Origin of the sequence: Nitrobacter winogradskyi Nb-255 (genome assembly GCF_000012725.1) — a bacterium.
GTDB lineage: Bacteria > Pseudomonadota > Alphaproteobacteria > Rhizobiales > Xanthobacteraceae > Nitrobacter > Nitrobacter winogradskyi.
Window position 1 is genome coordinate 2,221,010 of sequence record NC_007406.1, and the last position, 20,228, is coordinate 2,241,237.

Below are 20,228 nucleotides of genomic sequence, written 5' to 3' on the forward strand. Positions count from 1 at the left end.
TCTCAATCGATTCAAAATAAACCCATCCCGCTCTAGCGCTCAAGACGCTTCCGATCGGCACCGCCTACGCGGTCTGGACCGGCATCGGCGCGGTCGGAACCGCGATCCTCGGCATCATGCTGTTCGACGACCCGGCGACGCTGGCGCGGCTGGCCTGCATCGGCCTCATCGTCGCCGGCATCGCCGGGCTGAAGCTCGTTACCTGACGAACGCCACCGCCCAGTAGGCCAGCGCGGCGACGATCGCCGATGCGGGGATGGTGATGACCCACGCATAGACGATGGAACTCGCAACGTTCCAGCGCACCGCCGACAATCGCCGCGCCGCGCCAACGCCGACGATGGAGCCGGTGATGGTGTGGGTCGTCGATACCGGAACGCCGAGAAACGTCGCCATGAACAGCGTCGCCGCGCCGCCGGTCTCCGCGCAGAAGCCCTGCATCGGCGTCAGCTTGGTGATGCGCAGCCCCATTGTCCGCACGATCCGCCAGCCGCCCATCAGCGTGCCCAGCGCCATCGCGGCCTGGCAGGACAGCACCACCCAGAACGGCACGCTGAACTCGCTGCCGAGGTAACCTTGCGAGAACAGCAGCACGGCGATGATGCCCATGGTCTTCTGCGCATCGTTGCCGCCATGACCCAGCGAATAAAGCGAGGCTGAAAAGAACTGCAAAATCCGGAATGCGCGATCGACCGCGAACGGCGTCGAACGGACCGACAGCCATGAGACGATCGCGACCAACACGAGCGCCAGAAGAAAACCGACCACCGGCGACAATACGATCGCCAGCAGCGCCTTCGACAGACCACCCCAGACCGCCGCCGAAAGACCCGCCTTGGCGACGCCGCCGCCGACCAGACCGCCGATCAGCGCGTGTGAACTGCTCGACGGAATCCCCAGCCCCCACGTCACCAGATTCCACACGATGGCGCCCACCAGCGCCGCGAAGATCACCTGCGCATCGATCACGTTCGGATCTATGATCCCGGTGCCGATGGTATTGGCGACGTGCAGCCCGAATACCAGGAACGCGATGAAATTAAAGAACGCCGCCCAGACCACCGCGTATTGCGGCCGCAGCACACGGGTCGAGACGATGGTCGCGATCGAATTCGCGGCGTCGTGCAACCCGTTGAGGAAATCGAACAGCAGCGCGACGGCGATCAGGCCGACGAGGACCGGAAGAGCAAGCATGGCGTCCACGGCGCGGTCCTGCCCTATACCTGCTCGATGACGATGCTGCTGATCTCGTTGGCGACGTCGTCGAAGCGATCGGCGACCTTCTCCAGGTGATCATAGATCTCGGCGCCGACGATGAAGTCCATGGCATTGGCGTTGCGGTGCTTCAGGAAAAGCTCCTTCAGGCCGATATCATGCAGATCATCGACACGGCCTTCCAGCTTGCCCAATTCCTCGGTGATCGCCATCAGCATGGCGACGTTGTTGCTGATCGACTCCAGCAGCGGCAGCGCGCGATGGACCAGATTGGCGCATTCCACGATCAGCGAGCCTATCTCGCGCATCGGCGGCTCGAAGCTGCGCACCTCGAACAGCACCACGGCCTTCGCCGTCTGCTGCATCTGGTCGATGGCGTCATCCATCGAAGTGATGAGATTCTTGATGTCGACGCGGTCGAACGGCGTGATGAAGGTGCGCCGGACCGCTGTCAGCACTTCGCGCGTGATGCCGTCCGCATCGTTCTCGAGCTGGCTGACCCGCTGGCAGAAAACCGGTGTTTCTTCGCCACCCTTCAGCATTCCCTGAAGCGCTTCCGCCCCCAGCATGACCGTCTGCGAATGGCGGGAAAACAGATGAAAGAAGCGTTCCTCTTTCGGCAGAAAGAACCGGAACAAGCGCAGCAGCATCACAGTATCCACTTTGCAGACAAGAACCGGCCGCCAGTCCGGATCACGAGGATGTCATAAACCATTTCCCGCAAAGGTGGGCAATCAGCATCGCAACCGGCGGAATCATCCACCGGTTTGTCGGCCTCTGCCGATCGAGGGATTGACAGCGCTCGCTTGAATATCCGGACAACGCAACAGAATCAATCGAGGCGGCGCTATCGCTTTACCTTCAGCGGCCGAAGCTGCTCTTCATAGATATCCGGCTTGAATCCGACGAGCAGCTTGTCGCCGGCCTCAAGCACCGGCCGTTTGATCATCGAGGGCTGCTCCATCATCAGGGCCAATGCGCGCGCTTCCGTCAATCCCGCCTTCTTTGCATCCGGCAATTTACGGAATGTGGTGCCGGCGCGGTTGAGCAATGCTTCCCAGCCGAGCTTCGCGGCCCATCCCTTGAGCCGGACGCCATCAATGCCGGCGGTCTTGTAGTCGTGAAAGTCATAGGCGACGCCATGATCGTCGAGCCAGGCGCGCGCTTTCTTCATGGTGTCACAGTTCTTGATGCCGTAGATGGTGGTGGTCACGCAAGGCTCTCCGGAGATTGCTGTCGTGAAGTGAATGTATAAGGAGATTTCAGTGCCGACGAAACTGTTTGCCGCGCTCATCATCCTTTGGAGCCTTGCCGGATCAGCGGCCGCGGGGCCTGACGAGAACGCCGTGCGCGATCTGCTCCATTCGACCTTCGACAAGCCGGAAGCAAAGCTGGACGTCGCGCCCGTGGTCGCCGTGTCGGGCTACGCCATTGCGGGCTGGACGCAGGGCGAGACAGGCGGGCGCGCCCTGCTCCGAAACCGGAACGGGCGCTGGGCCATCATCCTCTGCGCCGGAGACGAAATCAGGAACGCCGAAGCTCTGCGGCAGGCCGGCATTGCTCCCGACGTCGCAAACGCGCTCGCTCAGGCGCTGGCGAAAGCCGAGCAAACGGTGCCTGCCGACCGGCTTGCGATGTTTGCGCGGTTCGAGGGGCTGGTGCGAATGGACGAAGCGGGCAACCATCCCCCCGTCCATGATCGGGCACACTGACGAGGAACGACCCTGCTCCCTCTCCGGGATCCGGCGGCCATGGGCCTTCACGGGTTGCACGCCGCAAATCGGCTGCTATACCGCAGCATCCCGCTTACCTGCGCTCGTTCGCAGGAGTGAGCCACAGGAGAGAGTGAATGTCCGAAAACCAAGACCCCGCCGGATTCCGGTACGGCCTCGCCAACCTGAAACCCGTCTCGCCCGCCGACAACGTCGTCCTCACCTTCCCCGACGGCGCGACACGCGAATTCCCGAAGAATACCACCGGCCTGGAAATCGCCAAGGGGATCTCGCCGTCGCTGGCCAAGCGCACGGTGGCCATGGCGCTCGACGGCATCGTCAACGATCTCGCCGACCCGATCGAACAGGACGCTACAATTGAATTCATCAGCCGCGACGACCCTCGCGCGCTGGAACTGATCCGCCATGACGCCGCGCATGTGCTGGCGGAAGCCGTGCAGACATTGTGGCCGGGCACGCAGGTCACCATCGGCCCGGTGATCGAGAACGGCTTCTATTACGACTTCTTCCGCAACGAGCCGTTCTCGGTTGAGGATTTCGCCGCGATCGAGAAGAAGATGCGCGAGATCATCGCGCGCGACCAGCCCTTCACCAAGGATGTCTGGGACCGCGAGAAGACCAAGCAGGTGTTTCGCGACAAGGGCGAGGCCTTCAAGGTCGAACTCGTCGACGCCATCCCCGGCAACGAGCCGATCCGGATCTACTACCAGGGTGACTGGTTCGATCTCTGCCGCGGCCCGCACATGACCTCGACCGGCAAGATCGGCAACGCGTTCAAGCTGATGAAGGTGGCCGGCGCTTACTGGCGCGGCGACAGCAACAATCCGATGCTGACGCGCATCTATGGCACCGCCTTCGCGAACCAGGCCGATCTCGACGCATACCTCAAGCAGATCGAGGAAGCCGAGAAGCGCGACCACCGAAAGCTCGGCCGCGAACTCGACCTGTTCCACTTTCAGGAGGAAGGTCCGGGCGTGGTGTTCTGGCACGCCAAAGGCTGGACCATCTTCCAGGCCGTGATCGCCTACATGCGCCGGCGGCTCGCGGAAGATTATGACGAGGTCAACGCGCCGCAGATGCTCGACAAGTCGCTGTGGGAGACGTCGGGACATTGGGAATGGTATCGCGAGAACATGTTCGCCGCGCAGTCCGCCGGCGATGAAGCCGAGGACAAGCGCTGGTTCACAATCAAGCCGATGAACTGTCCAGGCCATGTGCAACTCTTCAAGCACGGACTCAAAAGCTACCGCGACCTGCCGCTGCGGCTCGCTGAATTCGGCGTCGTGCATCGCTACGAGCCGTCGGGCGCAATGCACGGCCTGATGCGGGTGCGCGGCTTCACCCAGGACGACGCGCATGTTTTCTGCACCGAGGAGCAGCTCGCCGACGAGTGCCTCAAGATCAACGAGCTGATCTTGTCGACCTATGCCGATTTCGGCTTCGACGGTGAGCTGACGGTGAAGCTTTCGACGCGTCCCGAGAAGCGCGTGGGCTCGGACGCGGCGTGGGATCACGCCGAAGCGGTGATGGCGGATGTCCTCAAGCACATCGCGGCATCGAACAACCGCATCAGGACCGAGACCAATCCCGGCGAGGGTGCGTTCTACGGGCCGAAGTTCGAGTACGTCCTGCGCGATGCCATCGGCCGCGACTGGCAGTGCGGCACGACCCAGGTGGACTTCAACCTGCCGGAGCGGTTCGGCGCCTTCTACATCGACGCGGACGGCGGCAAGAAGGCGCCGGTGATGGTGCATCGCGCGATCTGCGGATCGATCGAGCGCTTCATCGGCATCCTGATCGAGCACTTCGCCGGCCACTTTCCGCTCTGGCTCGCGCCGGTGCAGGCGGTCGTCACCACCATTACGTCGGACGGCGATGAATACGCGAAAGTGGTCGCGTCCGCCGCGCGGCGCGCGGGGCTTCGCGTCGAACTGGACCTGCGCAACGAAAAGATCAACTACAAGGTGCGCGAGCACTCGCTGGCGAAGATCCCCGCCTTGCTCGTTGTCGGCAAAAAGGAGGCCGAGACCCAATCGGTGTCCATCCGCCGGCTCGGCAGCGACGGCCAGAAAGTGACGCCGACCGGCGAGGCCATTGCCGCGCTTGTAGCGGAAGCCGTTCCGCCGGATATCCAACGCATCAAGACAGCGCCCCAGAGCCTTTCCGCTTCTGATTGAATCAGAAGCGGGGCTCTATAATATTGTTTTGACGCGTTTTCTTCGCGCGAACCGGTGTCCGCTTCGCTCGAAAACGCTATAGAGCATGATCCCGACCCGAAGGACCGCGCCAGCGCAAAGTGGAAACCGTTTTTGGATAAGACATCCTCGATCAAACAAGTTCAGGCAGGAGTCTGATTCAACACAGTTGAACCTGACTCTGGCAGTTCGCAAGCAATCGCAATCGCGCCGCCTCTCATACGAACCGAGCAGACGGCGGCAAGTTCAACGAAAGCAGCCATGTCCGAGATCATCGACTTTCTACGTACCCGCCGCTCGGTCAAGCCGCGCGAAATGAGCCAGCCAGCTCCCTCGCCTGAAGAGATCGAGACCATTCTCACCATCGGCGCGCGCGTTCCCGATCACGGCAAGATCGCGCCGTGGCGGTTCATCGTGTTCGAAGGCGACGGACGCGTCCGCGCCGGCGACGTCATCGCCAGTGTCTACGCGCGCAAGAATCCATCGGCTCCACAGGAAGAGATCGAAATCGAAAAGCGCCAACTCATGGAGGCGCCGCTGGTGATCGGCGTGGTGAGTTGCATCAAGCCGCACCCGAAAGTGCCGTCGTGGGAACAGGTTCTGTCGGCGGGCGCAAGCGCCATGAACATCGTCACGGCGGTCACCGCGCTCGGCTATGGCGCAAACTGGCTGACAGGCTGGTTCGCCTACGATCGCGACATACTCGACGGCCTCGGTTTGAAGCCGGACGAAAGATTCGCGGGCTTTATCCATATCGGCACGCCGACCAAACCCAGCAAGGACCGGCCTCGCCCCAACCTGTCGGATATCGTTTCGCGATTTTAAAGCATGATCCGATAAAGTGAATCGGACCACGCTCTGGAGATTATGCTTCGCTCCAGAACGCTATAGAGCACGACGGATTTGCATCAAATCAACGCGGCTACTCACCTTCCGATTTTCTCAGCGTCATTCCCCGCTCCTCGAGCCACAAGCGTATTTCCGAAGCCGTCACCGTGCCGACGCCGGGTTCGGACAACAGTTCCCCCCAGCTATAGGCCGAGGCGATCTCGACGAGATGGCGGCTGCGCTTGGCGATTGTCCGGCCTCCGAGCGAGGCGTGGCGGCCATGAAGCAGCGCCTCGACGGCGCGACGCGGAAGGCTGCGACGCAAAACGCTCTCCTTTGGTTTCGGACAGAACGCCAGGACGTCATATTCCTCGATATCGAGACGCACGGCGATCTCGCGAACGCCGAGCCCGACGGAACGCAACACCGCCACCTCGTCGCGCAGCCAGCCGAGGAAGCGGCGGCGGTTGTAATCGCGTTGCCGCGGCGCCTGGCGCGACCGCGGCTTTGACGGCGGCGCGGCCGGCTGAACGGGAACATCGACATCCTTGACCAGCGTCAGCATGGGCGATCTCCTTGTGTGCCGGATAAAGCGGCTTTCGATTTCGACTATCGCTACTTCACGAATCTCGCCACCCGCGCCAGCACGGCGCTGACGCCGTTGAGCGAGGTAGCGAACTCGTCGTCTGAGGGTTCGTTCGTGTGAAGGCTGACATTATCTGTTGAACCTGATTGGGACGGCGAGTGTGATGGAGCCGCCGCCGACGTTGGAGGGAGGGGCTGGGACGGGGCTGGCGCGGCGCGGCAGCGACACCGCCTCGGCGTCGAGCGAGGAATCGCCGGCCGAGCGCACCAGGCGCGCCGACAGCACCCGGCCCGAGCGGTCGATCGTGAACGCGACCGAGGCCACGCCCATGCCCGCGCCCGGCGGGAAGCGCTTGTGGCGGTTGAGATGCGCCATCAGCGCGGCGCGCCAGGTCGCCGGCGACATCGACGACGCCATGCCTTCGGCCGGCGCGGCCGCGCGATCGGCGCGCTGCGCCTGCGAACTCTGCGGCGCGGTGGTGCGCGGCGCCTTCTTCTGCTTTTTCTTCTTCGGCTTCGGCTTCGGCGGCTCGACCTTGGCCGGCAGCACAACCTCCGCCTTCTCCACCTTCGGCGTTTCCGGCAGCTTGACCTCGGCCTCCTTCACCTCCGGAGGCGTCGGCTCGGGATCAGGCTTCTCCTCGATCGGCTTGTCCGGATCGACCTGCTCCTCGGCCTCCACCATCTCCGGCCCCGGCGCGACGTCCTGCTGCGGCGCCTCGGGCGCGACAGCCATCGGCGCCAGCTCCATCATGATCGCCGCCGGCGGATCGCCCGGCGCCTCCGCCGCCGCCGGCCAGTGCAGCGCCATCCAGATGCCGCCGGCATGCAGCGCCACCACCGCAAGCCCGGCCGCGGTCCAGCGCAGCGCCGCCGCCCGGTTCACATCATCGCCGGCCCGGCCGTCCGGGTCGCGCCAGTCGATTTTCATCATGGCGCAGGCGCCGCCGCCGGCGCGGCTCCGCCCGCCGCCACCGCCTGCCCGGTATCCTCAAGCCCCACCAGCGCGATCTTGAGATAGCCGGCCTCGCGCAGCAGGTTCATCACCTTCATCAGCTCGGTATAGGCCACCGTCCCGTCGGCGCGCAGGAACACCCGCTGCTCGCGGTCATTCTCGGTCTGCTGGTCCAGCGTCGCCTGCAGCGTGTTGCGCGGCACGTCGTCATTGCCGAGCGCCAGCGTCAGGTCCTGCTTCACCGTCAGGAACACCGGCTTGTCGGGACGCGGTTGCGGCTGCGCGTTCGACACCGGCAGGTCGACCGCGACATCCACCGTCGACAGCGGCGCCGCCACCATGAAGATGATCAAAAGCACCAGCATCACGTCGATGAACGGCGTGACGTTGATCTCGCTCAGCTCGTCGATGCCGCCATCCTGCGGGTTCTTCAGCGATCCCCCCATGGCGCATCACTCAGCCGCAGCGCGGCCGCGCGACAGCGCCACCACGGACGGGCCGAGCCCCCGCTCCTGCCGCTCCAGATCGCGCGAGATGTGCTGAATGATCTCGCCGGAGGCGTCCGACAGCAGCGCCCGGTAGCTCGAAAGCGCGCGAGCGAACACGTTGTAGATGATCACCGCCGGGATCGCGGCGACAAGCCCGAGCGCGGTCGCAAGCAGCGCCTCGGCAATGCCCGGCGCCACCACCGCGAGGTTGGTGGTCTTGGTCTGCGAGATGCCGATGAAGGCGTTCATGATGCCCCACACCGTGCCGAACAGGCCGACGAACGGCGCGGTCGCCCCGATGGTCGCCAGCAGGCCGGTGCCGCGGGCGATGTCGCGCCCCGCCTTGGCCTCGATGCGCGACAGCGCGATCGCCAGCCGCTCCTTGATGCCCTCGGACGACAGATCGCCCGAGCGCTGCAGCTCGCGCTCCGCCGCCCCCATCAGATCCGCCACTGTGCCCTCACAGGTCCAGCCCTCGGCGATCTCGGAGCGCGCGGCATCGAGGCTGTCGGCGCGCTCCAGCTTGCGCACGCAGCTCTGCGCCCGCCGCCGCGACGCCGCGAGCTCGATCCCCTTGGCCAGCCAGACCGTCCACGTTACCAATGATGCGAACGCCAAACCGATCATTACCGCTTTCACGACGATGTCCGCCTGCATGAACATGCCCCACGGCGACAGGTCCTGCGGAAGCGTCGACGACGAGCCCTCCGGCGCAGACGGCGCAGCGGCAGGTGCGGATTGATCCGACGGCGCGGCCGCGTCCGACGATGCACCCGCAGACGCATCAGATGAAGCAGACCCCTCCCCCGATGCACCATCGGCAGACGCGGGCGAAGGCGTCTCGCCAGATGATGGCGCGGGCGTGTCTGGTCCAGGCGAAGCGACCGGCGCAACCGGTGTCGCCGCCGTATCCCCAGCCGGCGCGCTCCCGGAAGGCGCGGGCGCTGCCGCGGAAGGCGTCGATGGTGCGGCGTCCGCAGCGGACGCCGGCGGCGTGGCGGCCGGCTGTGACGCCGTAACGTCAGGCTGCGGGTGCGGTCGCCGGTCCCGTGCGTCGGCGTCACCAGGCAGGATGGCGAGTATGAACGCGGCGGCAAGCAGGCCGCGAGCGATCCTTGCGGGGAGTTCGCCCGCCGCGATTGTCCGGATGTTACGCATCATGGGTATGATCTTTCGTTGCGAGCGTCGCCACCGGCTGGCGTGCTCTGGAGGTCCGGAACCGGCCGGCATGCGGTCCACTTCCCGGACGAGACGCTCTGTTGATTATTTGTCCGTCGTTGATGGCTCTCTCGCCCATGGCTATCCCCTCGCGAGAGCCTCAATGGGCTTCAGCCTTGCGGCGCGATACGCCGGCATGAAGCCGAACACCGTGCCCATGACCACCGCTCCCATCAGCGCGCCCAGAGCCATGGTGACGGAGAAGATCACCGTCATCCCGAACAGGAGCGCCGCGCCCACGCCGATCACCGCGCCGAGCAGCAGTCCGACCACGCCGCCGATGGCCGCCAATACGACGGCCTCGGTCAGGAACTGGCCCAGGATGTCGGCGGTCCTGGCCCCTATCGCGGTGCGGACTCCGATCTCCCGCGTGCGCTCGGAGACGGTGATGAGCATGATGTTCATGATGCCGATACCGCCGACCAGCATCGAGATCGCGGCGATGGCGCTGAGCAGCAGATTGCTGGAGCGGCGTTCGTCCTCGGCCTTCTGGAACGCCGAAGCTGAATCGTAGATGTAGAAGTCTTCGCGGCCATGGCGCCGGATCAGCAGCGCCTTGATGGCTTCCTTGGTCTCATGCAGACGCGACATGTCGGCGATGGAAACGACGATCTCCGACAGGTCATCCTTGCCGAACAGCCGCATTGTCGCGGTGCGCAGCGGCATCACCGCGCGCTTGTCCCGATCCGTGCCTCTCTCGGACAGGCCTTTGCTTTCAAGAACGCCGGTGACAAGAAAGGGAAGATTGTTGATGAGGATGTTGCTGCCGGAAGGATCGGCGATCCCAGGGAAAAGCTTGGACGCGAGGGTCGCGCCGAGCAACACTACGGGGCCGCCGCTGACCTCATCCTGCTTCGTAAAAAATGTGCCCTTTGCCATGTCCCAATTGTGAACCGTCCGGAACTCGGCCGTGGTGGCGACCACGTCGGTATTCAGGTCGATATTACCGCGACGCATCGTGGCCATGTCCCACATCGCGGGCATCGACCCCGACACGTTGTCCATATCCTTGATCGCCTGGGCGTCGGCGGGAGTGAGCGGCAGGCTGTTCCCCGTCGATTCGCCGGCGCGGTCGACCACGATCCAGTTGGTGCCGATCGCCGAAGCCCGTTCGATGTACGACGCCTGCGCGCCGCGCCCGATCGCCATCATGGCGACGACGGAGGCGACGCCGATGACGATGCCACTCAGGGTGAGCGCGGTGCGGACGGGATTGATCGCAAGCGCCGCGAAGGCCGAGCGCGCGGCTTCCTCCAGCCAGGTCCAGAGCGGAGGCGAACTGTCGCTCGCCTGCCATGGGACAACGGCAATCGACGATGAAACCTTCTCAGGGTCCGGACCGCTATCGGAGACGATCAGACCGTCCTCGATCCTGATGATGCGCTCGGCCGCGGCGGCTACCTTCGAGTCGTGCGTGATGAGGATGACCGTGTGCCCGTCGCCGGCGAGCTTCTTCAGGATCCCCAGCACCTCCGTGCCGCTTTTGCTGTCCAGCGCGCCGGTCGGTTCATCGGCGAGGATCACGGCGCCGCCGTTCATCAGCGCGCGCGCGATCGAGACACGCTGCTGCTGACCACCCGACAATTGCGAGGGACGATTGGTGATGCGGTTGGCCAGGCCAAGGCGCGTCAGCAGCGCGGTCGCGCGGCGATGACGGTAAGCGCGCGGCGCGCCGGCATGGATCGCCGGCATCTCGACGTTACCGAGCGCGCTCACCGTCGGAATCAGGTGATAGTTCTGGAAGATGAATCCGAAGCAGCCGCGGCGCAACGCGGCAAGCTCGTCGCGATTCAATGTGGCGACGTCCCGGCCGCCAAACCGATACGCGCCGTCGCTCGGTCGATCCATCAGGCCGATGATGTTCATCAGCGTCGACTTGCCGGAACCGGACGCGCCGATGATCGCCACGAACTCGCCCGCGTGGATCGACAAGCCGACACCGCGGAGCGCATGGGTCACGACATCGCCGCTGCGATAGGAGCGGCGGATGCCCTCGAGTTCGATGAGCGGAGGGGTCATGACTCCACCCTCAGCTTCGCGGGCGGACCGGCCGACTTGAGGCCGGTGATGACGCGCTCGCCATCCGCCACCCCGCTCGTGATTCCGACCAGAAAGCGGGTTCGGGTGCCGATCTCGACCTTGCGGACAGCGATGGTCCCGTCTTCACGGAGAACGCGCACCTCTCCCTTGTCATTGAGCGATGCAACCGGAACGACCAGGGCGTTCTGCGCCGCGGCGGTCACGAAGAACACCTGCGCGGTCATTCCCGCCCGCAAGCTGCCGTCCGCGTTGGGAACGTCGAACAGCGCCGTGTAGAGCACGACATTGCCGGATTGCGGCGTGGTCTTGGTCTCGGCTTTCTTGTTGTCGGGACGCCGGGGCGCCGGCTGGATCTGCCGCAGCGTCGCATGCCACTTGCGATCCGGCCGGCCCAAGGTCGTGAACCACAGCGGCATGCCCTCGCGCAGCTTGACGACATCGGCCTCCGACACATCGGTCCATACCGTCATGGTGTCGAGATCGGCGATCTGCAGGATCAGCGGCGTGTCGTAGTTGGCGTTGAGGGTTTGCCCCTCCTTCGCGTCCACCGAGACCACGGTGCCTCCCATCGGCGCGGTGATGCGGGCGAACCTCAGCGCTGTTTTCTGCGCGCGCAGGTCGGCCTGCATCTGGCGGATGCGGGCCTTGGAGGCGTCGATGCGCGCGATCAGGATGTCGCGGTCGCGCGTCGTCGTCTCAAAGGCGAGTTTCGACACCGCGCTGGTCTGTGACAGCGTCTGGTGCCGCTCGACATTGCGTTCCGCGAACACAAGCCCGGCTTCCTGCTCCGCCAGTTCGGCCCTCAGCCTCGCCAGATCGGCCTCGATTCCCTCGACTTTCGCCGACTGCACTTCGGCGTCGATCTCCGCCACGACCCGTCCCGCGGTCACCTTGTCGCCGACGGCGACGCGCAGATGCTTCAACTGGCCGGTCACCTGCGCGCCGACATCGACGCTCGCATAGGGCTGGATCTTGCCGGTCGCGGCCACCGTGCTCTCGATGTCCTGCCGCGTGACGGCGACGGTCTCATAAAGGCTGTCCGGTGACGGCGCGCGGAATCCCATGACGGCAAAAGTGCCGAGCGCAGCCAGTCCCGCGGCGCTCAACCCCAGGACAAGCCGCCGGGAGCCGCGCGCGCGACGCGCCGGCGCGGTCCAGGCCGGCGGCAGCGCCAGGCCGTCGACATCGTCGGGAGGCACCGGAGCGTTCATGGTCGGCATCCGCTCACTGGATGTCTTTGTAATCGACATCGAACGACTGTCCGGGCCCGGCATCGAACAGCATGTAGAACTCGCCGTCCGGCCGCTTGAAGCTCACGGTCGAATCCGGTCCGAACTTCGTCTCGAGCACGATCGACTCGTCGTAGCGGATCACGTCGAGCCTGACGCCGGGAACGCCGGTGCCATCCGCAAAGCCGCCCTCGCAGCTTACCGTCGTCGCATTGGCCATCTTGCAGATGCAGAACGGCGGATGCGCCCAGGCCGCGCCGATAAACAGCGACACCGCGCCGATGACGGCGATGGTCAACCCGCCTTTTCGAAGCCCCATCATCGCCGCCCCCTCTTCTCGAGCCAGGCCGCCATCACCGGCGAAGCGGTGCGGATCGGGATCGTCGCCTGATGCAGCGTCCCGTCCCAGCCCTCCAGCGTCAGCCACAGTTCATCATCGGCGGTGGTTCGCTCGGGAACGCGCATCTCGGCGGTCTGCCGGTACGGCGTGCCGGAGAAAAGCGCGCCCGCGGTGCGGATGTTGCGCGGCTTGCCCACGCGCAGGTAAGCGGCCTTGACCTGATCGACGCAGGCCGGACACAACGCCAGCGCGAACTCCTTGGCATGGCCGGCGCGGCCTTCCGCATCCGGCTCACTCAGCTTGAACTCCGCGAACCGCACGCTCCACGGCCCGACCGCGATCTCGCCGATCTCGCGCTGGCCGAGGCCCTTCTTGCCGTTGAAAAACGCGTTGTTGTCGAAGAAGGTCGGCAAAGCGAGAATTGGCACGATCAGCACCAACGCGCTCAGGTGAAAGCGCCAGCGCTGCCACAGCGATATACCGCGCGATGGGGATGCAAGCGCCGTCATTCCGCAGCCTCCAGTCCAAGCCGCGCCTGCCTGCGTTCGCGCACGATCTTCACCGTCTCGATCGCGGTGCGTTTGGTCCACACCATCATTCCGGAGAACACCAGCGCGGTCATCAGCAGCCCGAACACCAGATAGAGCAGCTTGAGCCAGATCCCGGCAAAGTCGCCGGTGTGCAAAGGCCGCATCGAGCCGGTGACCAGTTCGAGCGCGGAGCGGTCCGACACCAGGCGGGTGTGCTCTGTCCGCCGTCAGGGCTCTTGAGACAGTTTAGGAGTTTTCGGGAAGGGAGGATTTCTGGATCATCGCAGCCAATTTGGAGCGCAGATGAGACAGAAATCCGGGCCGGAGAAAGCACCGGCAGAGCAGGTCGTGAAGGACATCCGCCGGGCAACGCGCCGGCAGTTCTCGGCTGAAGAGAAGATCCGCATCGTGCTGGAAGGCGTGCGCGGCGAGGAGAGCATCGCCGAGCTGTGTCGGCGCGAGGGGATCGCCTCGTCGATGTATTACGGCTGGTCGAAGGAGTTCCTCGACGCCGGCAAGCGCCGTCTCGCTGGTGACACGGCCCGCGCCGCGACGTCGGACGAGGTGAAAGAGCTGCGCCGTGAGGCGCAGGCCCTGAAGGAGGCCGTGGCCGATCTCACCCTGGAAAACCGCCTGCTGAAAAAAAGCATGCTCGCGGATGGGGAGGACGACACATGAGGTATCCTGCATCCGAAAAGGCCGAGATCATTCGCCTGGTCGAGGCCTCGCATCTGCCGGCACGGCGAACCCTGGACAAGCTCGGCATCCCGCGCGCCACGTTCTATCGCTGGTACGATCGCTATCTCACCGGTGGGATCGAGGCTCTGGCCGATCATCGCTCGCGGCCGGATCGTGTCTGGAACCGGATTCCTGACCCAATCCGGGCCGAGATCGTCGAGCTGGCGCTGCGCGAAACGGAGCTGAGCCCGCGCGAGCTGGCGGTGCGCTTCACCGACGAGAAGCGCTACTTTGTCTCGGAGGCGTCGGTATATCGGCTGCTGAAGGCTCATGATCTCATCACCAGCCCAGCCTATATCGTCATCAAGGCGGCGTCTGAGTTCAAGGACAAGACGACAGCGCCCAACCAGCTCTGGCAAACCGACTTCACCTACCTGAAGATCACGGGTTGGGGCTGGTATTATCTCTCGACCGTGCTCGACGACTTCTCCCGCTTCATCGTCGCCTGGAAGCTCTGCGCCACGATGCGGGCGGATGACGTCACCGCCACGCTCGATCTGGCTCTGGCGGCATCGGGGCTCGACCAGATCGCGGTCGCGCATCGGCCGAGGCTGTTGAGCGACAACGGCGCCTCATACATCTCGGCCGAACTCGCTACCTGGCTCGACGGCAAGGGCATGAAACACGTTCGCGGCGCGCCGTATCATCCCCAGACGCAGGGCAAGATCGAGCGCTGGCATCAGACCCTGAAGAACCGCATCCTGCTGGAAAACTACTATCTGCCCGGCGACCTTGAACGGCAGGTCGCGGCCTTCGTCGAGCACTACAATCACGGCCGCTATCACGAGAGCATCGATAATCTCACGCCCGCTGACGTCTACTTCGGCCGCGGGCAGACCATCCTCACCGAACGCGAAAGGATCAAACGCCAGACCATCCACCAAAGACGCTTGCAGCATCACCTGCAGGCCGCCTAACCTCAAACCCAGATGAGCCAGAACCTCCGTTCCCGTGACCCCGGAACAGTCTCAATTCATCTGACGACGGACAGTGAATTGATGGCGTCGCGCACTCCGCCGCCTGGCGGCCGATGACGAGCCGTTCGGGCGAAAGCTCGTCCTCGGTATCGTACAGGAGATCGTGGACTTCCGTGTTGAGCGCGCTGCGCCGCCGTTCCTTCCGCAGATAGTCGGTCGCCGAGTTTTTAGCCACGCGGCGGACGAAGGCGGAAGGATTCTCGATCGCGCTGTCCGACGGATGATTGGCGAGCTTCAGCCAGGTCTCCTGCACGATATCGGCTGAGGCGACCTCTCCGGTCCGGCCGCGAACCGCATTCTCGACGCCTGCACGATCCGTCATCAGGACGTTCAGCAACCGCGAGAATGAGGGTCTTGAGAGTGAAGGCCTTTTGGTCATTGATGGTGATGCCGAGACGGTGATGCCGAACGCTGACGCCAGCGCCCGGTATCATCCTTCCAACACCGGGCTGGCGCACAGGTTGTCTATCGCGCCGTCAGTTTATCCGCAAACCCAATAGATTGGAGAGCTTCTAAGTGGGTTTGAACTGAGCGCCTTCAGAACTTGTAGGTCATGGTGAGAAGCACGCTGCGCGGCGCGCCCCAAGCATAGCCATTGTACCAATTGTAGAAGGTATAATATTTGTTATCGAGCAGGTTCCTGATGTTGAGCGTGCCCAACAGATTGTCGTTGAACTTGTAGCTCGCCATCGCATCCACCACCCAGTAGCTCGGCGCGGTATGCAGCACCGTGCCATGGACCGGGTTGCGCACATTCTCCCAAGTCTTATCCATCCAGCGCGCGCCGCCGCCCAACGTCAGGCCGTCGAGCGCGCCATCGAGTTTGTAAGTGCTGTAGAACGTAAACTGGTTCGCCGGAATGAGGGTTACAACCCTCACATTGTCGAGCTGCGAGACGTTGTGAGTAAACCCGGTCTGGATCTGCCACTGCGGCGAGAGCTGGCCCGAGATTTCCAGCTCGAACCCTTCGGTCATGACGCCGTCCGCCGGACGATAAGCTGGCGTGCCGGTCGGAGTCAGGCCGCCGCTCGGGACAGCGTAGTTGTCCTGCTTGAGCTGGAAATAAGCGGCGCTGGCATTGAGGCGCCCATCGAAGAAGGCGGCCTTGAGGCCGAATTCCGTATTGATGCCTTCAAGCGGCGGGAGCGTGGCACCCTGTTCATTCTGCGCCGTTTGAGGCATGAAAATGCCGGTATAGCTCGCATAGGCGGACAGAGCATCGGTGAGGTCAAGAACCGCGCCGTAATACGGGATCACCTGACCCGATTTTTTAAGGCGATCGCGGTTCCCCCAGTTGAAGAGGTTCGCTTCATAATCAGCGATGCGCGCGCCCAACAGCACCTTCAGCCTGTCATGCACGTTGAGCCGCGTGGCCGCGTAGACTCCGCTTTCGTTGTGGACCTCTCTGTTGGAATAGGTCGGGTCCGGCAACAATCTCGGCTGCGGGATATTCCCGGTCCAGTTGTAGAAGTCAGAAACGATGTTGCTGGTCCCCGGTCCCGTCGGGTCCACGTCGAAGTTATTGTTTCTCCAGTCCCGCCGCGAAATGCGGCCGCCGACAACGAGTTCGTGCTTGCGGTCGAACAGCCAGAGCGGTCCCGCAGCAAAAAGCTCCGCGGTGTCGTTCCGGGTTTTTCCAGTGTAGTTGTATCGCCAGAGACTGACACCGCTGCCATCCAGCGGATTTGGATTGCCACCTGAGGCGGAGGCAACAGCCATGTCGTAACCGCTGACCTGCCGAAGAAGATGCAGCTTGATCCGCCATTCATTGTCGAAGCGATGTTCCAGCATCGTGAATACGTTACTGGCGTTCTGTTCCCAGGTGCCCCAGCGCGCGCCGGGATTGAAAGAACGCGGCACCGTATTGAACTCGCCGAGGCTGTTGAACAGCGGAATCATTCCAGCCGTATAGCCTCTCGGAACGTAGCGCTGATAATCCGCGCCGACGGTCAAAAGCGTGTCCGGCGTCAGGTCAGCCTCGATGATCCCATAAAACAGAGAACTCTTATGCTCTCTATGAGAGAGATAGGATCGGCTGTCCTGATGGGCGGTCACGAAGCGTCCGCGCACCGTCCCGCTCTCGTTCAACGCACCGCTGAGATCGAGTTCTCCGCGGTAATCGTCCCATGAGCCGGCGCGCAGCGTGGTGTAGCCCTGAAACGCGCGGGTGGGTTTCTTGCGGATGAGGTTGATAGTGGCGCCGGGATTACCGGCGCCGGTCGTAAGGCCTGACGTGCCCTTGAGAACTTCGACCCGATCGTACATCGCCATGTCCCTGGATGTGTCAGTACCTGGGTAAGCACCGTTGAGATAGGTCTGCATCCCGTCAAACTGCATGCTTTGAACGTTGAAGCCGCGGGCATAGTAATTGGTTATCCCGCTCCCGGCCTGCTCAGTGCTAAGGCCGGGCGTTTGATTGACGACATCATTGATCGACCTCAAGCTGAAGTCGTTCATCTGCTGCTGCGTGATGACACTGATCGACTGCGGCGTTTCGCGCGGAGTAAGTTGAAACCGCGTCGCGGTCGCGGTCACGCTCGGCGTGTAGGAGCCGGTGCCTTCGGTCCTGCCGGGATCGCTCGACGGCACCCCATCCACATCGATCGTATCGAGCGCAATCGCGCCGGCCGGCGCGGCCCCAACAGGCGTGGGGGCGGGATCGGCGATGGTGACGGTGTTCGCGCTGGTGAAGCGGTAGGTCAGGCCCGATCCGGCCAGCAGGCGGGTGAGCGCCTGATTGCGCGTCAGCGTCCCCGCCAGTCCGGCGCTGCGCCGTCCCGCCACGAGATTCGAGGGAAACAGCAATCGCAGTCCGGCCCGGTCGGCGAATGTGTTGAGCGCCCCGCCGAGGTCCTGCGCGGGGATATTGAAGGCGATCGCCTGCGACGCGCCTTGCTGCGACGGAATCGCCTGCGCATTCGCGGATCCGAGGACTGCCGCGTTGGTCAGGAGCGCCAGCGCCGCCGCCGATCCCAACAGAACGTTCCTGAGTGCCGATACCGTACCTGTGCCACGCCCGCCTTGTTCTGTCCGTCTCATAACGTAATGCCCACCTGCCCCAATCCTGACGTGAGGGTCTCGGGCAATACCGCGTCTGCGCCGTCCCTCGGAAACAAGGACGAAACGGCCGGCGAAACCTTGCAGCGGATTCGATGAAAAAAACCGGACGAGAGACTTGAACGGAAACATTCCGACGATCCGTCATGGCCGGGTTTATCCCGGCCATCCACGTCTTTGTCTCGTTGAACCGCCCTTAAGACGTGGATGCCCGTGACAGGCACGGGCACGACGGCGGAGAGAGTGGAGCGCGGACGATCTATCAGATCGGCCAATCTCCAGAGCATGATCCGATCAAGCTGAATCGGACCATGCTCTGAAAACTATTGTCTGGTCGCATTTTCTTGCGGCGAACCGGTATCCACTTCGCAGGAAAATGCTCTACCGAACGATGGTGACGAACGGCAGACGCGTCATCTGCACCGGCAGCGTGTCCTCGATCGTGTGCAGGATCGCCTCCGGATCGTTGAGATCGAACACGCCGGTCACCTCCAGCGACCGCAGCCCGTCTCCCATCAGGACGATCCGTCCGCGGCGGTAGCGCTCGATGTCGGCCACCACATCGGCCAGCGGGCGGCGATTGAAGATCAGCTTGCCGCGGCGCCACGCCGTTTCAATATAGGCGTCGGCGGATTCCGGCCCCGAGGGCCTGCCGCGCGGGAGATAGCGGACGCGCTGGTCCACCCGCGCGACAACCGGATCGGGCGACTGATCGGTCGTGATCGCGACGACGCCCTCCACGACCGTCACCACCACCTCGCCGGCGCGGATATCGATGTCGAAAACCGTCCCGACAGCACGGGTCTGCCCGTCTCCCGCCTCGACAATAAAGGGCCGCGCCGTATCGTGCGCGACCGTGAAGGTGGCCTGGCCTTCGAGCAGCGACAACCGGCGCTCGTGAGCGCTGAACTTGACGGAAAACCCCGAACTGGCGTTGAGGAATACGGATGAGCCGTCCGCGAGACCGACGGTGCGTTGTTCTCCGACCCCGGTGACGTGGTCGGCAAACGCTCGCGGCCCGATGACGCCGGATCCCGCCAAGACGAAGCCGGCTACCGCCAGCGTTCCCCCGCCCAGCACGGCGCGTCGCGTCACCTTGGCGCGGCGTTCCTTTCGCTCCAGGGTCCGGGCGCGGTCGCCCGCGACGCCGACGCCATGCCAGACGGCTTCGGCCTCGCGCGCGGCCAGTTCATGCTCCATGCTCTGCCCGCGCCATGCCGCGAAGGCGGCATGATCGTCGTTCGTCGCCTGCCCGGACTTGAGCCTGACGAGCCAGTCGATCGCCGCGTCGCTCAGCGCGATGTCGGATTCATGCTGCTGCCTGTCTTTCGGCGTCATCGCAACCAGCCACTCCACCGCAGGCCGCGTCAACGCACCGGCCTCCTCTTTCTATGACGAAACGAGCGAGCCGATCATAGACCGGTCGGCGCAAATTTCAGGGCTGATGGCGGTAATGATCGCGGCAATGGCGCAGCGCCTGCCCGAGATATTTCGCGACCATGCTCTCGGAGACCTTCAGCCGGGCGCCGATCTCCCGATGGGACAGGCCGTCGCAGCGGCTCAGCAGCAGCGCCGCCCGCGGCTTCGCCGGCAATCGGGCGAGCGCCAGAGCCAGCAGGCGAAGCTGGTCACGGTCGATGACGCAGACCTCCGGAGACGGCATGTTATCGGCCACCGCCGCGAGCAGGGTCTCGTCGCTGACGCAATGAACCGCATGACGCCGCTCCCTGCGGACAAGATCGATCGCGATATTGCCGGCGACCCGCAGAATAAAGGCGTGATGATCCTGGATCGCGGCGGCATCACCCTTCATCCCCGCCAGCCGCAGCCAGGTTTCCTGAAGCGCATCCTCGGCCAGTTCCTGCGAGCCGGTGCGTTTCCTCAAATGCGCGCACAGAGCCTTCCAGTGCCGGAGATAAGCCGACATCAGGTCGTCATCGCTCTGCGTCGTGGCCGCTGTGTCCATGCTTCGATGCGTGATCCCGGACGTGCTGGCGACCCTCAACTCTCGCGAAAGAAGCGGTCGCCCAAGGTCCTGATAGAAGAACCGCAAAACAGCCGCAACGCCCGATAGTTTAGATAGCGTCTAATGCGTCCGCG

At 64.0% G+C, this 20,228-nt stretch carries 21 protein-coding genes and 1 pseudogene; 6 read left to right on the plus strand and 16 right to left on the minus strand.

The annotated features are described in order from the left end of the window. Positions 1-32: 32 nt before the first annotated feature. Positions 33-206 (plus strand): annotated as a pseudogene (locus NWI_RS10585) (DMT family transporter); the annotation flags it as partial. Here the strand turns inward: NWI_RS10585 and NWI_RS10590 are convergent. The 3 genes from NWI_RS10590 to NWI_RS10600 all read right to left on the minus strand — a co-directional run bounded on the left by NWI_RS10590 (position 199) and on the right by NWI_RS10600 (position 2,428). After that, complete coding sequence (locus tag NWI_RS10590; RefSeq protein ID WP_011315274.1) at positions 199-1,203, minus strand: inorganic phosphate transporter; 1,005 nt, start codon at positions 1,201-1,203, stop codon at positions 199-201. The pseudogene NWI_RS10585 and the gene NWI_RS10590 sit on opposite strands and share 8 nt — an antisense overlap. A 14-nt stretch (positions 1,204-1,217) precedes the next feature. Beyond that, positions 1,218-1,862 (minus strand): DUF47 domain-containing protein, encoded by a 645-nt coding sequence (locus NWI_RS10595; RefSeq protein ID WP_041345585.1) that lies wholly within the window; start codon positions 1,860-1,862, stop codon positions 1,218-1,220. Between the two features lie 200 nt (positions 1,863-2,062). Next, positions 2,063-2,428 carry an ArsC family reductase gene (locus NWI_RS10600; protein WP_011315276.1) on the minus strand — a complete coding sequence of 122 codons (366 nt, stop codon included), beginning with the start codon at positions 2,426-2,428 and terminating at the stop codon, positions 2,063-2,065. A gap of 52 nt (positions 2,429-2,480) precedes the next feature. Here NWI_RS10600 and NWI_RS10605 point away from each other — a divergent pair, with 52 nt between their 5' ends. The 3 genes from NWI_RS10605 to NWI_RS10615 all read left to right on the plus strand — a co-directional run bounded on the left by NWI_RS10605 (position 2,481) and on the right by NWI_RS10615 (position 5,968). Next, complete coding sequence (locus NWI_RS10605) at positions 2,481-2,927, plus strand: copper uptake system-associated protein (RefSeq protein WP_244374896.1); 447 nt, start codon at positions 2,481-2,483, stop codon at positions 2,925-2,927. A 137-nt stretch (positions 2,928-3,064) separates the two neighbouring features. Then, positions 3,065-5,125 (plus strand): threonine--tRNA ligase, encoded by a 2,061-nt coding sequence (gene thrS / locus NWI_RS10610; protein WP_011315278.1) that lies wholly within the window; start codon positions 3,065-3,067, stop codon positions 5,123-5,125. 279 nt (positions 5,126-5,404) lie between these two features. Next, a complete protein-coding gene (locus NWI_RS10615) occupies positions 5,405-5,968 on the plus strand; it encodes a nitroreductase family protein (RefSeq protein ID WP_011315279.1) in 564 nt (187 codons plus the stop codon). Between the two features lie 97 nt (positions 5,969-6,065). Here NWI_RS10615 and NWI_RS10620 read toward each other — a convergent pair whose 3' ends face one another. Next, entirely contained in the window at positions 6,066-6,536 is a 471-nt protein-coding gene (locus NWI_RS10620) for a hypothetical protein (RefSeq protein WP_011315280.1), read from the minus strand. Positions 6,537-6,551: 15 nt separating this feature from the next. On the opposite strand from NWI_RS10620, the gene NWI_RS18475 reads away from it, so the two are divergent. Continuing rightward, positions 6,552-6,677, plus strand: a complete 126-nt coding sequence (locus NWI_RS18475; RefSeq protein ID WP_283805201.1) for a hypothetical protein — start codon at positions 6,552-6,554, stop codon at positions 6,675-6,677. 9 nt (positions 6,678-6,686) lie between these two features. Here the strand turns inward: NWI_RS18475 and NWI_RS10625 are convergent, their stop codons facing one another. The 8 genes from NWI_RS10625 to NWI_RS10660 all read right to left on the minus strand — a co-directional run bounded on the left by NWI_RS10625 (position 6,687) and on the right by NWI_RS10660 (position 13,559). After that, positions 6,687-7,490 (minus strand): energy transducer TonB family protein, encoded by an 804-nt coding sequence (locus NWI_RS10625; protein WP_011314027.1) that lies wholly within the window; start codon positions 7,488-7,490, stop codon positions 6,687-6,689. Continuing rightward, positions 7,487-7,957: a TonB system transport protein ExbD gene (gene exbD / locus NWI_RS10630; protein ID WP_011315281.1), complete on the minus strand. Its 471-nt coding sequence runs from the start codon at positions 7,955-7,957 to the stop codon at positions 7,487-7,489. The genes NWI_RS10625 and exbD overlap by 4 nt, the downstream gene beginning before the upstream one ends. A 6-nt stretch (positions 7,958-7,963) precedes the next feature. Beyond that, positions 7,964-9,157, minus strand: coding sequence for a tonB-system energizer ExbB (gene exbB / locus NWI_RS18260; protein ID WP_049750634.1), 1,194 nt, complete (start codon positions 9,155-9,157; stop codon positions 7,964-7,966). Between the two features lie 141 nt (positions 9,158-9,298). After that, positions 9,299-11,236 carry an ABC transporter permease gene (locus NWI_RS10640; protein ID WP_011315283.1) on the minus strand — a complete coding sequence of 646 codons (1,938 nt, stop codon included), beginning with the start codon at positions 11,234-11,236 and terminating at the stop codon, positions 9,299-9,301. Continuing rightward, positions 11,233-12,507 carry an efflux RND transporter periplasmic adaptor subunit gene (locus NWI_RS10645; RefSeq protein ID WP_244374897.1) on the minus strand — a complete coding sequence of 425 codons (1,275 nt, stop codon included), beginning with the start codon at positions 12,505-12,507 and terminating at the stop codon, positions 11,233-11,235. The genes NWI_RS10640 and NWI_RS10645 overlap by 4 nt, the downstream gene beginning before the upstream one ends. Continuing rightward, positions 12,482-12,805 carry a hypothetical protein gene (locus tag NWI_RS10650; RefSeq protein ID WP_049750578.1) on the minus strand — a complete coding sequence of 108 codons (324 nt, stop codon included), beginning with the start codon at positions 12,803-12,805 and terminating at the stop codon, positions 12,482-12,484. Before NWI_RS10650 ends, NWI_RS10645 begins: the two co-directional genes overlap by 26 nt. Continuing rightward, positions 12,805-13,335 (minus strand): hypothetical protein, encoded by a 531-nt coding sequence (locus NWI_RS10655; RefSeq protein ID WP_011315286.1) that lies wholly within the window; start codon positions 13,333-13,335, stop codon positions 12,805-12,807. Before NWI_RS10655 ends, NWI_RS10650 begins: the two co-directional genes overlap by 1 nt. After that, positions 13,332-13,559 carry a PepSY domain-containing protein gene (locus NWI_RS10660; RefSeq protein ID WP_041345007.1) on the minus strand — a complete coding sequence of 76 codons (228 nt, stop codon included), beginning with the start codon at positions 13,557-13,559 and terminating at the stop codon, positions 13,332-13,334. Before NWI_RS10660 ends, NWI_RS10655 begins: the two co-directional genes overlap by 4 nt. A gap of 100 nt (positions 13,560-13,659) precedes the next feature. Between NWI_RS10660 and NWI_RS10670 the strand changes: the two genes are divergently transcribed. Then, a protein-coding gene (locus tag NWI_RS10670) for an IS3 family transposase (protein WP_148203808.1) occupies positions 13,660-15,011 on the plus strand; the annotation gives its coding sequence in 2 pieces (ribosomal slippage) (positions 13,660-13,996 and positions 13,996-15,011; 1,353 coding nt in all). Here NWI_RS10670 and NWI_RS17005 read toward each other — a convergent pair. From NWI_RS17005 to NWI_RS10690, 4 genes are all read right to left on the minus strand, one after another. After that, positions 14,956-15,393, minus strand: a complete 438-nt coding sequence (locus NWI_RS17005; RefSeq protein ID WP_187147965.1) for an RNA polymerase sigma factor — start codon at positions 15,391-15,393, stop codon at positions 14,956-14,958. The two genes, NWI_RS10670 and NWI_RS17005, sit on opposite strands and share 56 nt — an antisense overlap. A 215-nt stretch (positions 15,394-15,608) precedes the next feature. Then, complete coding sequence (locus tag NWI_RS10680) at positions 15,609-18,110, minus strand: TonB-dependent siderophore receptor (RefSeq protein WP_011315288.1); 2,502 nt, start codon at positions 18,108-18,110, stop codon at positions 15,609-15,611. Positions 18,111-18,509: 399 nt separating this feature from the next. Continuing rightward, positions 18,510-19,499, minus strand: a complete 990-nt coding sequence (locus NWI_RS10685; RefSeq protein ID WP_011315289.1) for a FecR family protein — start codon at positions 19,497-19,499, stop codon at positions 18,510-18,512. A 64-nt stretch (positions 19,500-19,563) separates the two neighbouring features. Continuing rightward, positions 19,564-20,094 carry an RNA polymerase sigma factor gene (locus NWI_RS10690; protein ID WP_011315290.1) on the minus strand — a complete coding sequence of 177 codons (531 nt, stop codon included), beginning with the start codon at positions 20,092-20,094 and terminating at the stop codon, positions 19,564-19,566. Positions 20,095-20,228 lie beyond the last annotated feature (134 nt).